Origin of the sequence: Pseudomonas parafulva (assembly GCF_000800255.1) — a bacterium.
Taxonomy (GTDB): Bacteria; Pseudomonadota; Gammaproteobacteria; order Pseudomonadales; family Pseudomonadaceae; genus Aquipseudomonas; species Aquipseudomonas boreofloridensis.
The window spans coordinates 3070002-3083225 of sequence record NZ_CP009747.1 but is presented as its reverse complement, the minus strand read 5'-3'; the positions used below and the strand labels follow the sequence as shown (position 1 = coordinate 3083225).

General features: G+C 65.8%; 15 protein-coding genes. 10 read left to right on the top strand and 5 right to left on the bottom strand.

The features are described 5' to 3' along the window. The first annotated feature begins 57 nt into the window (after positions 1 to 57). Positions 58 to 630, top strand: a complete 573-nt coding sequence (locus NJ69_RS13280; protein ID WP_039579727.1) for an ACP phosphodiesterase — start codon at positions 58 to 60, stop codon at positions 628 to 630. A gap of 21 nt (positions 631 to 651) precedes the next feature. On the opposite strand, the gene NJ69_RS13275 is transcribed toward NJ69_RS13280, so the two are convergent. Then, a complete protein-coding gene (locus NJ69_RS13275; protein WP_039579724.1) occupies positions 652 to 1440 on the bottom strand; it encodes a lysophospholipid acyltransferase family protein in 789 nt (262 codons plus the stop codon). Continuing rightward, entirely contained in the window at positions 1440 to 2195 is a 756-nt protein-coding gene (olsB, locus tag NJ69_RS13270) for an L-ornithine N(alpha)-acyltransferase (RefSeq protein ID WP_039579723.1), read from the bottom strand. The genes NJ69_RS13275 and olsB overlap by 1 nt, the downstream gene beginning before the upstream one ends. A 187-nt stretch (positions 2196 to 2382) precedes the next feature. Between olsB and NJ69_RS13265 the strand changes: the two genes are divergently transcribed. From NJ69_RS13265 to NJ69_RS13245, 5 genes are all read left to right on the top strand, one after another. Continuing rightward, on the top strand, positions 2383 to 3471 hold the full coding sequence (locus NJ69_RS13265; protein WP_080754757.1) for a serine hydrolase domain-containing protein: 1089 nt from the start codon (positions 2383 to 2385) through the stop codon (positions 3469 to 3471). Beyond that, positions 3468 to 3773, top strand: a complete 306-nt coding sequence (locus NJ69_RS13260; protein WP_029613785.1) for a hypothetical protein — start codon at positions 3468 to 3470, stop codon at positions 3771 to 3773. Before NJ69_RS13265 ends, NJ69_RS13260 begins: the two co-directional genes overlap by 4 nt. Positions 3774 to 3813: 40 nt before the next feature. After that, positions 3814 to 4395 carry a YceI family protein gene (locus NJ69_RS13255; RefSeq protein WP_116888945.1) on the top strand — a complete coding sequence of 194 codons (582 nt, stop codon included), beginning with the start codon at positions 3814 to 3816 and terminating at the stop codon, positions 4393 to 4395. Between the two features lies 1 nt (position 4396). After that, the gene (locus NJ69_RS13250) at positions 4397 to 5554 is read left to right on the top strand and encodes a phospholipase D-like domain-containing protein (RefSeq protein ID WP_039579720.1); all 1158 of its coding nucleotides are present in this window, start codon (positions 4397 to 4399) and stop codon (positions 5552 to 5554) included. 78 nt (positions 5555 to 5632) lie between these two features. After that, a complete protein-coding gene (locus NJ69_RS13245; RefSeq protein WP_039579718.1) occupies positions 5633 to 6211 on the top strand; it encodes a DJ-1/PfpI family protein in 579 nt (192 codons plus the stop codon). 16 nt (positions 6212 to 6227) lie between these two features. Here the strand turns inward: NJ69_RS13245 and NJ69_RS13240 are convergent, their stop codons facing one another. Next, on the bottom strand, positions 6228 to 6626 hold the full coding sequence (locus tag NJ69_RS13240) for a nuclear transport factor 2 family protein (RefSeq protein WP_039579716.1): 399 nt from the start codon (positions 6624 to 6626) through the stop codon (positions 6228 to 6230). Positions 6627 to 6741: 115 nt separating this feature from the next. On the opposite strand from NJ69_RS13240, the gene NJ69_RS13235 reads away from it, so the two are divergent. Together NJ69_RS13235 and NJ69_RS13230 are read left to right on the top strand one after the other, a co-directional pair. Continuing rightward, positions 6742 to 7332, top strand: a complete 591-nt coding sequence (locus NJ69_RS13235) for a GNAT family N-acetyltransferase (RefSeq protein ID WP_029613781.1) — start codon at positions 6742 to 6744, stop codon at positions 7330 to 7332. Further along, complete coding sequence (locus NJ69_RS13230; RefSeq protein ID WP_039579714.1) at positions 7329 to 8201, top strand: carbon-nitrogen hydrolase family protein; 873 nt, start codon at positions 7329 to 7331, stop codon at positions 8199 to 8201. The genes NJ69_RS13235 and NJ69_RS13230 overlap by 4 nt, the downstream gene beginning before the upstream one ends. Positions 8202 to 8261: 60 nt before the next feature. Here NJ69_RS13230 and NJ69_RS13225 read toward each other — a convergent pair whose 3' ends face one another. After that, positions 8262 to 9785, bottom strand: a complete 1524-nt coding sequence (locus NJ69_RS13225) for a fumarate hydratase (protein ID WP_039579712.1) — start codon at positions 9783 to 9785, stop codon at positions 8262 to 8264. Between the two features lie 327 nt (positions 9786 to 10112). Here NJ69_RS13225 and NJ69_RS13220 point away from each other — a divergent pair, with 327 nt between their 5' ends. Beyond that, entirely contained in the window at positions 10113 to 11030 is a 918-nt protein-coding gene (locus NJ69_RS13220; RefSeq protein ID WP_039579709.1) for an iron-sulfur-binding ferredoxin reductase, read from the top strand. A 71-nt stretch (positions 11031 to 11101) separates the two neighbouring features. On the opposite strand, the gene pyk is transcribed toward NJ69_RS13220, so the two are convergent. Next, positions 11102 to 12556, bottom strand: a complete 1455-nt coding sequence (pyk, locus tag NJ69_RS13215) for a pyruvate kinase (protein ID WP_039579708.1) — start codon at positions 12554 to 12556, stop codon at positions 11102 to 11104. A 219-nt stretch (positions 12557 to 12775) separates the two neighbouring features. On the opposite strand from pyk, the gene NJ69_RS13210 reads away from it, so the two are divergent. Then, complete coding sequence (locus NJ69_RS13210) at positions 12776 to 13159, top strand: hypothetical protein (RefSeq protein WP_029613777.1); 384 nt, start codon at positions 12776 to 12778, stop codon at positions 13157 to 13159. Positions 13160 to 13224 lie beyond the last annotated feature (65 nt).

Here is a 13224-nt window from a genome sequence, read left to right as displayed (position 1 = left end):
CGAAATCGTTATATCGCGTTATAACGATATGTGCGGCGGCGGTGCTAGACTGCCGCCATGAATTATCTGGCACACCTCCACTTGGGCGGCCCTGCGCCCCAGCAACTGCTCGGCAGCCTGTATGGCGATTTCGTCAAAGGCTCGCTGCAAGGCCGCTTCGCTCCCGAACTCGAAGCGGCGATCAGGCTGCACCGACACATTGATACCTATACCGACAGCCATCCCCTGGTGCTGGCCGCGCTGGCGCGCTTTCCCAAAGGGCGGCGGCGCTTTGCCGGCATCGTGCTCGACGTGTTCTTCGACCATTGCCTGGCCCTGCATTGGCAGGATTACGCCCAGCAGCCGCTAGCGCTGTTCACCGAGCGCTTCTACCGGGTTCTGCTGGCCGAGCCCGAGTTGCCGGGACGCCTGGCGCGGATTGCGCCGTTAATGGCCGCAGATGACTGGTTGGGGGCCTATGCCGATTTCGCGACGCTGGAGGCGGTGTTTCGAGGCATTGGGCGACGGCTGTCGCGGCCCGAAGCGCTGCTCGGCGTGATGGCTGAACTGGAAGCGTTGTACGCGCCACTGACGGCTGATTTCCGCGCCTTCTACCCGCAGTTGCAGGCATTCGCGGCAACGCGACGCTGAGCGCGCCGCGCCCGCGATGCCTCACGCTGCCTTGGCCTGGCGTTGCGGCAGCGGCTCGCTTTCCTGCTCGGCATACAGCGCCAGGTGGATCGCCTGCTGAGCCTGCAATGCCAGCACCGCGCGTTCCTTGCCTTGGCTGTGCAAGGGCGGCAGCAGATGGATCAGCACCTGACCAGGCGCCTGGCCGAACAGCCGCAGCAGGTGTGACAGCAAGTCGTCGTCGCCGATGAACGGCGCGATCGGGTCCGGCTCGCCCTCACGCAGGTATTGAATAGCCACCGGCTGGACCGGTGTGCCGTGATCGATGGCGCCCGCTAGCAGGCGCCCGTGGAAGGTACGCAGGGCGCGGCCATCGGTGGTGGTGCCCTCGGGGAAGATCAGCAGCGGGCAGGCCTGGCCCAGGCGCGCGCCGATCTGCTCGCGCAGGCGCTGGCTGTCGCCGCCGCCGCGACGGATGAACAAGGTGTCGGCCTTCTCCGCCAACCAGCCGGCCAGCGGCCACTGGCGCACTTCCGCCTTGGACAGGAACGACAGCGGCGTGAGCATGCCCAGCAATGGGATGTCGGTCCACGAAATGTGATTGCTGACCCACAGCATCGGTTGCTGCGGCAAGGTGCCGACCACCCGCACTTCGAAGGGCAGGGCGCCGACCAGGTGTTTCATGAAGCGGCAGCTCCAGCGCTGGCGGCGTTCGCTGCCGGCGCGCAGGCCAAGACGTTCGCCGACGGCGATGAGCGTGGCCATGGCCACGCCCAGCAGCAGCACCAGCATCAGGCGCACTAGGCGGGCACTGGCCCGCACGCTCGGCATCAGACCGCCGCCTTGAAGTGCCGGGCGTAGCGCGGGCAGAGGTCGTCGCGCTTGAGCAGGATGAACACGTCGGCCACCTGGAAGTCTTCGTCCCAGCACGGTTCGCCGCAGATCTTCGCCCCCAGGCGCATGTAGGCCTTGAGCAGCGGCGGCATCTCGGTGATGACGTTGTTCGGCAAAGCCAGCGACGGCAGCGGCTTCTTCGGTTCGGCGCGCAGGTGTTCGTTACACAGGTAGCGTTCGCGCAGGCGCTGCATGATCGCATGAGCTTGAACGCCGCCATCCTGCATGGGGATGCTGGCGCAGCCCATCAGGTAGCTGTAGCGGCCCTCGTTGAGCACCTCGGCCAACTCGCCCCAGAGCACGGCGATGGTGCCGCCATTGCGGTAACCCGGATCGACGCAGGTGCGGCCCAGCTCGAGGATCGGGCCTTGCAGTTGCAGCAGCCCGTGCAGGCTGAATTCTTCTTCGCTGTAGAAACGCCCCAAGCTGCTGGCGGCCTGGTGGTCGAGCAGGCGGGTGGTGGCGACCAACTGTCCGGTGGCCAGGTCGCGCACGCCGATGTGGCGGCAATGGATGTCGTAGTCGTCCATGTCCAGGCCGTGTTCGGCGCCCTTGAGCTTGGCCTTGAATTCGGCGCTGAACACCTTGTAGCGCAGGGCCTGGGCTTCTTGCAGGGCCGCGGCGCCGACCAGGCGTTCGGCTTGCAGACGGCGTTCAGTGCTGTTGTCGCCAGAGCGAGCGATCCGAGTCATTGCGAGTCTCCATAAGCCAGCCAAGGGCGGCCGGTCGGCTTTGTTGTGCAAGGTCAGCCTAGGTAGAGGCAGTGTCACCTCCATGACGCTTCGGTGATGCTTGCGTGACAGGCTGGGCGGTGCGCCGCCGCCGGATTGTCATGCGCAGATGGGAGGCTGCACGCAGTGCCTGCGGCGGGAGATGCTGATGTTCTGGAACAGAGGGTTGTGGTGCTGTTTGCAGCTGTTCGCCTTGCCGGCGCTGGGCACGGCGTGGCCCGACAGCCAATGGCTGGAAGATCCCGCACACTATGATTGGCAAGCGGTGGATCGTTACGCCTTCGCCCCGCGCGATGACGTCGAGCGCCGTGGCGTGCGCAGCGACGCCCTGTTGATCGTGCGCGATGGCCGCATCCTGCATGAACGCTACGCAGCGCCCACCACCGCCGACACGCCACACTTGACCTGGTCGATCAGCAAGAGTGTGCTGGCCACGCTGCTGGGCATCGCCGAGGGGGAAGGACGCTTCCAGCTCGACGATCCGGCTGCGCGCTACTACCCGGCACTCGCGGCGCACCCGCAGGTGCGTCTGCAGGATCTGCTGCACTGGGCCAGTGGTCTTGCCTGGCAGGAAGACTACGAGTACGCGCCGCTCAACTCTTCGGTGGTGGCCATGCTCTATACCCGCGGCCGCCACGACATGGCCGCCTATGCGGCTGGCAAGGCGCAGGCCGAGACGCCTGGGCGGCGCTTCGTCTATTCCAGCGGCGACAGCAACCTGCTGGCCGCCGCGCTGCGCGGGATGTTGGCGCCGGAGCGCTACGCCGACTATCCCTGGCAGGCACTGTTCGAGCCCCTTGGCATTGCCCATGCGGTGTGGGAACGCGACGGCGTTGGCACCTACGTGGGCTCCTCCTACCTCTACCTCAGCGCCCGCGACCTGGCGCGCATCGGTCTGCTGATGCTGCGCGAGGGGCGGTGGCGCGACCGGCAGTTGCTGCCCGCCGACTGGGTGACGTTCAACCGTACGCTGTTCCCCCAGGCCGAGCCGGTGCCAGGCGAGGCCAACCCGGGTGGTCACTGGTGGCTGAATCAGCCGCTGCCCGCCCAGCCGCGACCTTGGCCTCACGCCCCCACCGACACCTTCGCTGCCCTCGGCCACTGGGGGCAGGCGTTGTATATCCTGCCGACGCAGAAACTGGTGATCGTTCGCTACGCGGACGACCGCGATGGCAGCTACCGCCATGACGAGTTGCTCAAGCGGGTGCTGGCCGCACTGGCGGAGGAGGTTCGATGAAGCGTCGGTACGGGGTGCTGTCGATAGCCCTGCTGGGCATGGCGATCTGGGCCTGGTTCGAGCGCCAGGCACTGGTGGATTTCCCCGGCATCCTGCCGGCCTACTCGGCCAAGGAGTACTGCTCATGCCGCTTCGTCATGGGCTTGGACGAGGGCTATTGCCGGGGCTATGTGAAGCAGTACCTGCCGCTCACGCGCCTGGAGGAGCACACCGACACCCGCCGCGTGCTCGCCCAAGGGCTGGGCCGTCAGAGCCAGGCGGCGTGGCAGGGGCCGCGCGAGGGTTGTCGCTTGCTGCCGTGAATGGCCACGCGGTAAGGTTGGCGGTCTCGCTTTCCGAGGTATCTCCATGCTGCTGCGTCTGCTGCCCGCGCTGTTCCTGGCCCTGTGCCTGCCTGCCCACGCCAACTGGCACCTGGACGGTGAGTCCTCGCGCCTGTCGTTCATCACCGGTAACAACGGCGACACCGCCGACGTGCACCGCTTTCTGGTGTTGCACGGCACCATCGACCGAAAGGGCGCGGCGGGGCTGAGCATCGAGATGGATTCGGTCAGCAGCGGCATCCCGCTGCGCGACGAACGCATGCGTGACGGCCTGTTCGAGGTGGCGCGCTTTCCCGAGGCGACGGTGAGCGCCCAGTTGGACCTGCGCCCGGTCAGCGACTTGGCCAATGGCGCCCAATTGGAGCTGCGCCTGCCGGTGACAGTGACGCTGCGCGGCCAATCCCACACCTACAATGCCCTGCTGCTGGTCACGCGTCTGGACGAGCGCCGCTTTCAGGTGGTGACCCTGGAACCGCTGGTGTTGCAGGCCCAGGATTTCGACCTGCTGCCGAGTCTGGAAACGCTGCGCAGTTTCGCCGGGCTCAAGTCGATCAACCCGTCGGTACCGGTCAATGCGGTGCTGATCTTCACCGCCCGCTGACATGCCAGGGCCGGTCTTCCCCTGGCGGGATGGCAACCAGTTCGAACTGCTGGTCGACGGCCCCGAGTTCTTTCCTGTCATGCTCGCGGCGATTGAGCGCGCCGAGCGTCAGGTCGACCTTGAGCTCTACCTGGTCGAAGCGGGCGCCTGCGCCCAGGCGGTGGTGGAGGCACTGGAGTATGCAGCCTCACGCGGCGTGCGCGTGCGCTGCCTGTTCGACGCCTACGGTGCCCTGGCCTTTGCGACGGCCCTGCGCCAGCGGTTGCACGCCGCGGGCGTCGAACTGCGGCTGTACAACCCTCTGCACTGGCGCCGCGGCCTGCGCAACCTGTACCGCGATCATCGCAAGTTGTTGTTGGTGGACGAGCAGTGGGCGGCTGTCGGGGGAACCGGGGTCACCGATGAGTTCTGGACGCCGGGTCATGCCACCAGCGAGTGGCACGAGGTGATGGTGCGCATGCAAGGTCCGGTGGTGCTCGACTGGCAACTGCTGTTCGACCGCCAGTGGCATGCCAACCACCGCCGCACAGCCTGGCGTCCGCCCCAAGGCTTCGGTCTGTCGCGCCTGCCGAGAATACCTGCGCAGGGCCAGGGCCTGGGCCGGGTGGCCTACGCCGATGCCCGCCAGCACCGCGACATCCTGCGCGCGCTGGTGCGCGCCGTGAGTGGTGGCCAGCAGCGCATCTGGCTGGCCACACCGTATTTCCTGCCGACCTGGAGCGTGCGTCGCTCGTTGCGCCGTGCCGCGCAACGCGGCGTCGATGTGCGCCTGCTGCTCACCGGCCCGCGCACCGATCACCCGTCGGTACGCTATGCCGGCCATCGTTACTATCCACGCCTGCTGCGCGCCGGCGTGCGCATCTTCGAGTACCAGCCGTGCTTCCTGCACCTGAAGATGGCGGTGGTGGACGACTGGGTCAGCATCGGCTCATGCAACTTCGATCACTGGAACTTGCGCTTCAACCTGGAAGCCAATCTGGAAGCACTGGATCGGCCGTTCACCGAAACGGTGGTGGCCAGCTTCCAGCGCGACTTCGCGCTCAGCGAAGAGGTCGACCTGGATCACTGGAAAGCCCGGCCACTGTGGCGTCGGGTGCAGCAGCGGCTCTGGGGCTGGCTCGACCGACTGGTGGTGATTCTGCTCGACCGGCGCAACTGACGCGGCGCGCAGTATCGGTCATCGACGAAGCCGACTATGGTGCAGGGAATGTTCCCTGCACACGAAGGAGTGGATGCGATGACGGCCAAGAAGATTCTCATGCTGGTGGGTGATTACGTCGAGGACTACGAGGCGATGGTGCCGTTCCAGGCCCTGCAGATGGTGGGCCACACCGTGCATGCGGTCTGCCCGGAAAAGATCGCCGGGCAGACGGTGCGCACGGCCATCCACGACTTCGAAGGCGACCAGACCTACAGCGAGAAGCCGGGTCATCAGTTCGCCCTGAACTTCGATTTCGTCCAGGTGCGTGCCGAACGCTATGACGCCCTGGTGATCCCTGGCGGACGCGCCCCGGAGTATCTGCGCCTGGACGAACGCGTGCTGGCCTTGGTGCGGGCGTTCGACCAGGCCGGCAAACCCATTGCCGCGGTGTGCCATGGCGCGCAACTGCTAGCCGCTGCCGGCGTGCTGCAGGGGCGGCAGTGCAGTGCTTACCCGGCGTGTGCGCCGGAGGTGAAGCTGGCCGGTGGGCAATTCGTGGACATTGCCGTGGACCAGGCCCATGTCGATGGCAATCTGGTCACCGCGCCCGCCTGGCCTGCGCATCCGGCCTGGCTGGCAGCGTTTCTCAAGGTGCTGGGTACGCGCATTTCGTGAGTGAGGGTGACCGGCTTCAGCTCACCTGCTCGAGCCAATCGTTGAGGTTGTAGTAGTTGCTCACCCGGGCGATCTTGCCGCAGTGAATGTAGAAGAACGCCCCGGCCGGTAGTACGTAGGTTTGACCGTTGGCAGTGGGCAGGCCTTCGTCGTCGGCCAGGTACTCGCCGTGCACGGTGAACTCGGCGGCGGCGCGGCTGCCGTCGGCGTTCTGCATCACCACGATGTCGGCCAGGCGCTCGCGGTAGCAGCGGTTCATCTTGTCCATGAAGGCGGCGAAGCGGGCCTTGCCCATCTGCCGCTCGCCCTGGTTGATGTCGTGGATCACGTCTTCGCTGAGCAGGGCGAGGAAGGCCGGCATGTCACCGGCGTTGAAGGCGGCGTAGTAGGCGGTGACGAGTTCGGTAGCGGTCATGGAGAAATACCTGTCGCGGAGGGGAAAGGGCCGAGCGTGCCGCCGATGATAGGGTTTCCCTTCAGGCCCGGCTTAGCCGAGCGCGTCATCCCTATCGACAAAACGACCGTCCCGCATGGAAATACGCCTGCTGCACGGCGCTGCCATCGCGCCTTACCTCGATGACCTCGCTCGCCTGCGCCTGACGGTGTTTCGCGAGTTTCCCTACCTCTATGACGGCACGCCGGAGTATGAATCCGACTACCTCGCCACCTACATGGCCTCCGAGCGCAGCCTGGTGGTGCTGGCGGTGGACGACGGCCAGGTGGTGGGCGCCTCCACCGGCCTGCCCCTGGGCGACGAAACCGATGCCTTTCGCCAGCCTTTTCTGGATCAAGGCCGCGACCCGGATACCGTCTACTACTTCGGTGAGTCCGTGCTGTTGCCGGCCTATCGGGGGCGCGGGCTGGGGGTGCGCTTCTTCATCGAGCGCGAATCCTATGCGCACAAGCTCGGCGGTTTTCACTACTGCACGTTCTGCACCGTGGAGCGTCCCAACGGACACCCGCTGCGCCCCGATGACTACAAGCCATTGCATGGTTTCTGGCGCAACCGCGGCTTTCTTCATCAGCCTTCATTGCGCACCACCTATGCCTGGCGCGACCTGGATCAGGACGATGCGTCGGACAAGACCTTGTCGTTCTGGCTCAAGGACCTGTTGCCATGATTCGGCTCGCAGCGTGCCAGTACGCCATCGAACTGCATGAAACCTGGGATGCCTACGCCGATCATCTGCGCGAGCTGTGCGTCGAAGCGGGGCGCAGCGGTGCCCAACTGTTGCTGCTGCCCGAGTACGCAGGGCTGGCGCTCAGTGGCCAGTTACCGCCCGACCAGCGCAGTGACCTGCACGGCTCGATCGCCGGTATCCAGCCTTTGGTCGCGCCTTGGTGGGCGTTGTGCGAGGGCCTCGCCAAAGACTTGGGTGTGTATCTGCAACCTGGCACGCTGCCGGTGCTCGACGCCGATGGCCGCTATCGCAACCGTGCCTGGCTGTTCGGTCCAAGCGGTGCGCTGGGTTTTCAGGACAAGTTGATGATGACCCGCTTCGAGCGCGAGCACTGGAACATTGCCGCCGGGCAGGGCCTGAAGGTGTTCGATACGGCGCTGGGGCGTCTGGGCATCTTGATCTGCTACGACACTGAATTTCCCCTGTTGGCACGGCGTCTGGCCGAGCAGGGTGCCGACTTGCTTCTGGCGCCGAGTTGCACTGACACCGAGGCCGGGTATCACCGCGTGCGCATCGGCGCCCAGGCGCGGGCGCTGGAGAACCAGGTGGCGGTGTTGCAGAGCCCGACGGTGGGGCTGGCGCCCTGGTCGCCAGCGTTGGACGAGAACATCGGCCGCGCCGGTTTGTATGTGCCGCCGGACCATGGCATGCCGAGCGATGGGGTGCTGGCCCAGAGCGTCATGCTGTGCCCTGAGCAGAGCCAGTGGTTGGTGTGCGATGTGGATGTGGACGAGGTGAGGCGGGTGCGGCGAGAGGGGCAGGTCTTTACCAGGCGGGATTGGCCGGAGCAGGTCGAGCGGCTGGGGTGAGCGTGAAGCGATAGCCACTGCGGATTGATCCGCAATGGCTACGCCGCTGTTACCGCTGTATCACTTCACTTCCACCGCCAGGCTCTGGGCGATCTTGCTCTGCCACAAGGCGGGACCGGTGATGTGCACCGACTCGCCGTTGCTGTCCACCGCCACGGTGACCGGCATGTCCTTGACCTCGAACTCGTAGATCGCTTCCATGCCCAGCTCGGCGAATGCCAGGACCTTGGACTTGCGGATCGCCTGGGCCACCAGGTAGGCCGCGCCGCCGACGGCCATCAGGTACACGGCCTTGTTGTCCTTGATCGCCTCGATGGCGGTCGGGCCACGCTCGGACTTGCCGATCATGCCCAGCAGACCGGTCTGTTCGAGGATCTGGCGGGTGAACTTGTCCATGCGCGTGGCAGTGGTCGGGCCGGCTGGGCCGACCACTTCGTCACCGACCGGATCGACCGGACCCACGTAGTAGATGAAGCGGCCTTTCAGGTCCACCGGCAGTTCTTCGCCACGGTTGAGCATCTCGACCATGCGCTTGTGCGCGGCGTCGCGGCCGGTGAGCATCTTGCCGTTGAGCAGGACGGTCTCGCCTGGCTTCCAGCTGGCGACTTCTTCCGGGGTGATGTCGTCGAGGTTGACCCGGCGTGCGCTCGGACCCGCTTCCCAGACGATTTCCGGGTAGGCGTCCAGCGATGGCGCTTCGAGTTCCGCAGGGCCGGAGCCGTCGAGCACGAAGTGGGCGTGACGGGTGGCCGCGCAGTTGGGGATCATGCACACCGGCAGGGAGGCGGCGTGGGTCGGGTAATCCATGATCTTGACGTCGAGCACGGTGGTCAGGCCGCCCAGGCCCTGGGCGCCGATGCCCAGTTGGTTGACCTTCTCGAACAGCTCCAGGCGGATCTCTTCGATGCGGTTCTGCGGGCCACGGGCTTTCAGTTCATGGATGTCGATGGATTCCATCAACACTTCCTTGGCCATCACTGCGGCCTTCTCGGCGGTGCCGCCGATGCCGATGCCGAGCATGCCGGGCGGGCACCAGCCAGCGCCCATGGTCGGCACGGTCTTGAGCACCCAGTCGACGATCGAGTCGGACGGGTTGAGCATGGCCATCTTCGACTTGTTCTCCGAGCCGCCGCCTTTGGCGGCCACGTCCACTTCGACTTTGTCGCCGGGCACGATGGAGTAGTGGATCACTGCCGGGGTGTTGTCCTTGGTGTTCTTGCGCGCGCCGGCCGGGTCGGCCAGGATCGAGGCGCGCAGGACGTTTTCCGGCAGGTTGTAGGCGCGGCGCACGCCTTCGTTGATCATGTCGTCCAGGCTCAGGGTCGCGCCGTCCCAGCGTACGTCCATGCCCACGCGCACGAACACGGTGACGATGCCGGTGTCCTGGCAGATCGGCCGGTGGCCGGTGGCGCACATGCGCGAGTTGATCAGAATCTGGGCGATCGAGTCGCGGGCTGCTGGCGACTCTTCGCGCAGGTAGGCCTCGTGCATCGCCTGGATGAAATCGACGGGGTGGTAGTACGAGATGAATTGCAGGGCGTCGGCCACGCTCTGAATCAGGTCGTCTTGCTTGATCACGGTCATGCTGCGCGCTCCTCTTGAAGACGGGAACATTCGTAAAGGCCTCGACACCGCCGACCAGCGCGTCGAATCACCTTGCAAGGCGCGCCGGCAGGTCAGGCCGGCGCAAAAAGGGCGCGGCAGTATAGCGCGCATCCTGGCGCGGTACACCTGCACGCGCGCTGGACCAAGGTCGGTCGGACGCTGGCCGCGGTTTTGCAGCGCCAAGCAGGCGAGGGGCTTAGAATCGTTGCCGCGGTGTCGCGATACCAGGCCGCGCTTACACGAACAGCGTCATCCGGGCGCTCCTATGGCGCGACGATGACCCCTCAATCGGCGGAGAAACCCCCAATGCCCGAACTCTGCGTGGGCCACCGCTGCTGGGCGGTGCCCTCCGGCAGCAACCTGCTCGACGCCCTCAACGGCGCCGGCTTGAACGTGCCCTATAGCTGCCGCGCCGGCAGTTGCCAGGCGTGCCTGGTGCGCTGCCTGGACGGGCTGCCCGACGATGCGCGGCCCGAGGCGCTGAGCGCGGACGCCCGTGAACAGGGCTGGCGCCTGGCCTGTCAGTGTCAGGTGACGGGCGATCTTCGAGTGGCGGTGTTCGACCCGCAGGCCGATGGCGTGCCGGCTGAGGTGAGCGCGGTGCACTGGCTGGGTGATGTGCTGCGCCTGCACCTGCGTCCGGCGCGGGCGCTGCGTTACCGCGCCGGCCAGCATCTGCTGCTGTGGTTGGGCCCGGTGGCGCGGCCCTATTCGCTGGCGAGCCTGTCAGGCGAAGACGCCTTGCTCGAGTTCCACATCGACTGCCGCCGACCCGGTGCGTTCTGCGATCAGGCGCGGAGCCTGAAGGTGGGGGATGCATTGGCATTGGGCGCATTGAGCGGTGGCGCGCTGCAGTACGATCCAGACTGGCAGACGCGACCGTTATGGCTGCTGGCGGCGGGAACGGGACTGGCGCCGTTGTGGAGCATCCTGCGCGAAGCGCTGCGTCAGGGGCATGAGGGGCCGATCAGGATCCTGCATGTGGCGCGCACACCTTACCTGGCCGAGGCATTGAAAGCATTGGCTGGGGAGCGGGTGCGTGTCGAGCAGGTGAGCCGAGAAGGTGCGGAGCAGGCGCTGGCGGGGTTTCAGGTGTCGTCGCGCCAGACGGTGGCGCTGGTGTGTGGTTCGCCGCAATGGGTGGAGCAGGTGGCGCGTCGGCTGTTCCTGGCCGGGGTGCCGAGGAACCAGGTGCTGGCCGAAGTGTTCAGCGAGAGGGCTTGAAGGGATGGCGCGCCTTACGGCCCATCGCGGCGTTACCCGCGATGGGCCGTAAGAGCGCCTCGGGCTGAGGGTCAGCCGACCAGCGGATCACCGACATGCAGGATCTTCATGCCATTGGTGCCACCGATGGTGTGGTAGCTGTCGCCTTTGGTCAGGATCACCCAGTCACCTTGTTCGACCAGCCCACGCTTGAGCAGCTCGTCGACCGCTGCCTGGCTGACCTTGTCGGCCGGCTGCGAAGCCGGATCGAAGGCGATCGGGTAGACGCCGCGGAACATCGAGACGCGAGCCTGGGTGGCGCGGTGCGGCGACATGGCGAACACCGGCACGTGCGAGCGCAGGCGCGACATGATCAGCGGGGTGTAGCCACTTTCGGTGAGGGCGATGATCGCCTTCACGCCCGGGAAGTGGTTGGCGGTGTACATGGCCGCCAGGGCGATGCTCTCGTCACAGCGCTCGAACGTGGTGTGCAGGCGATGGCTGGAGCGCTGGTTGGTCGGGTGCTTTTCGGCGCCCAGGCAAATGCGCGCCATGGCTTGCACGGCTTCGATCGGGTAGGCACCGGCGGCGCTCTCGGCCGACAGCATCACCGCATCGGTGTTGTCCAGCACGGCGTTGGCCACGTCGGACACTTCGGCACGGGTCGGCATCGGGTTCTGGATCATCGACTCCATCATCTGGGTCGCGACGATCACCGCTTTGTTGTTGCGGCGGGCGTGCTGGATGATCTTCTTCTGGATACCGATCAGCTCGGCGTCGCCGATTTCCACGCCCAGGTCGCCACGGGCGACCATCACCGCGTCGGAGGCGGCGATCAGGCCGTCGAGGGTTTCGTCGTTGGCCACGGCTTCGGCGCGTTCGATCTTGGCCACCAGCCAAGCGCTGCCGCCGGATTCATCACGCAGCTTGCGGGCGTATTCCATGTCCTTGGCATCGCGCGGGAAGGACACGGCCAGGTAGTCCAGGTCCATTTCGGCGGCCAGCTTGATGTCGGCCTTGTCTTTCTCGGTCAGCGCCGGAGCGGTCAGGCCGCCACCTTTGCGGTTGATGCCTTTGTGGTCGGACAGCGGACCGCCGACGATCACCACGCAATGCAGGGCATCGGCAGTGGCGGTTTCGACGCGCATGACCACACGGCCGTCGTCGAGCAGCAGCTCGTCACCCACGCCGCAGTCCTTGACCAGGTCAGGGTAGTCGATGCCGACGATGTCCTGGTTGCCTTCGGTGAGCGGGTGAGCGGTGGAGAAGGTGAAGGTGTCACCGATCTTCAGTTCGATGCGCTTGTTGCTGAACTTGGCGATACGGATCTTCGGGCCTTGCAGGTCACCGAGCAGCGCGACATGGCGGCCATTCTTGGCGGCGATGTCACGGATCAGCCGGGCGCGGGCCTTGTGCTCGTCCGGAGTGCCATGGGAAAAGTTCAGACGTGCCACGTCCAGGCCAGCGAGGATCAGTTGTTCGATCACTTCGGGCGAGTTGCTGGCGGGGCCCAGGGTGGCGACGATTTTGGTACGGCGGATGGTCATGCACAGACTCCTATAGTGAAGCGCAGCGAAAGGCTACTCCTGAATTTGGCTGTAGTCACTCAGGAGGCGGGGGTAAAAGCTGCAAGCTACAAGTGGCAAGCTACAAGAAAAAGCGCGGGTGGCGGCGGGGGCTGGTTTTGTTTGCAGCTTGCAGCTTGTCGCTTGCGGCTGAAGAATCCTTGGACGCGGCCGATAGGCTGTGCAGCAAAGGAGATTCCCATGCGAGCCCTGATCGTTTTAGTCATGGCGGCCAGTGTCGTTGGCTGCACCCGTTGGTCCATGGACCACCATCTGAACAATGCCTACCGGGCCTATGACCGCGGCGACTGCCAACGTGTGATGCTGGAACTGTCGCAGGTCGACCGCACCAGCCGGGCGCGGCCGTTCATTCACCCCGAAGTGGCGATGCTGCGTGGGCAGTGTCTGGAGCGGCAGAAACTCTACGTCGATGCGGCGCAGACCTATCAGTTCCTGATCCAGCGCTACCCGCAGAACGAGTACGCCTATCGCGCCCAGGCGCGTCTGCAGACGTTGCAGCAGCTTGGCCATCTGCGTGGCGAAGCGGCTGTCACACAGGCAGCACCCGCCGCGCCCTGGCGCTGATTGCCTCGACCGATGATTTCAACGTGCCTGCGCCGCAGGCTGAGCTAGGCTCTACAGTACCTTCA

Excerpts from the sequence above, each read along its gene's own strand:
- NJ69_RS13280 (WP_039579727.1), top strand. The coding sequence starts at position 58 with ATGAATTATCTGGCACACCTCCACTTGGGCGGCCCTGCGCCCCAGCAA.
- NJ69_RS13275 (WP_039579724.1), bottom strand. The coding sequence starts at position 1,440 with ATGCCGAGCGTGCGGGCCAGTGCCCGCCTAGTGCGCCTGATGCTGGTG.
- olsB (WP_039579723.1), bottom strand. The coding sequence starts at position 2,195 with ATGACTCGGATCGCTCGCTCTGGCGACAACAGCACTGAACGCCGTCTG.
- NJ69_RS13265 (WP_080754757.1), top strand. The coding sequence starts at position 2,383 with ATGTTCTGGAACAGAGGGTTGTGGTGCTGTTTGCAGCTGTTCGCCTTG.
- NJ69_RS13260 (WP_029613785.1), top strand. The coding sequence starts at position 3,468 with ATGAAGCGTCGGTACGGGGTGCTGTCGATAGCCCTGCTGGGCATGGCG.
- NJ69_RS13250 (WP_039579720.1), top strand. The coding sequence starts at position 4,397 with ATGCCAGGGCCGGTCTTCCCCTGGCGGGATGGCAACCAGTTCGAACTG.
- NJ69_RS13245 (WP_039579718.1), top strand. The coding sequence starts at position 5,633 with ATGACGGCCAAGAAGATTCTCATGCTGGTGGGTGATTACGTCGAGGAC.
- NJ69_RS13240 (WP_039579716.1), bottom strand. The coding sequence starts at position 6,626 with ATGACCGCTACCGAACTCGTCACCGCCTACTACGCCGCCTTCAACGCC.
- NJ69_RS13235 (WP_029613781.1), top strand. The coding sequence starts at position 6,742 with ATGGAAATACGCCTGCTGCACGGCGCTGCCATCGCGCCTTACCTCGAT.
- NJ69_RS13230 (WP_039579714.1), top strand. The coding sequence starts at position 7,329 with ATGATTCGGCTCGCAGCGTGCCAGTACGCCATCGAACTGCATGAAACC.
- NJ69_RS13225 (WP_039579712.1), bottom strand. The coding sequence starts at position 9,785 with ATGACCGTGATCAAGCAAGACGACCTGATTCAGAGCGTGGCCGACGCC.
- NJ69_RS13220 (WP_039579709.1), top strand. The coding sequence starts at position 10,113 with ATGCCCGAACTCTGCGTGGGCCACCGCTGCTGGGCGGTGCCCTCCGGC.
- pyk (WP_039579708.1), bottom strand. The coding sequence starts at position 12,556 with ATGACCATCCGCCGTACCAAAATCGTCGCCACCCTGGGCCCCGCCAGC.
- NJ69_RS13210 (WP_029613777.1), top strand. The coding sequence starts at position 12,776 with ATGCGAGCCCTGATCGTTTTAGTCATGGCGGCCAGTGTCGTTGGCTGC.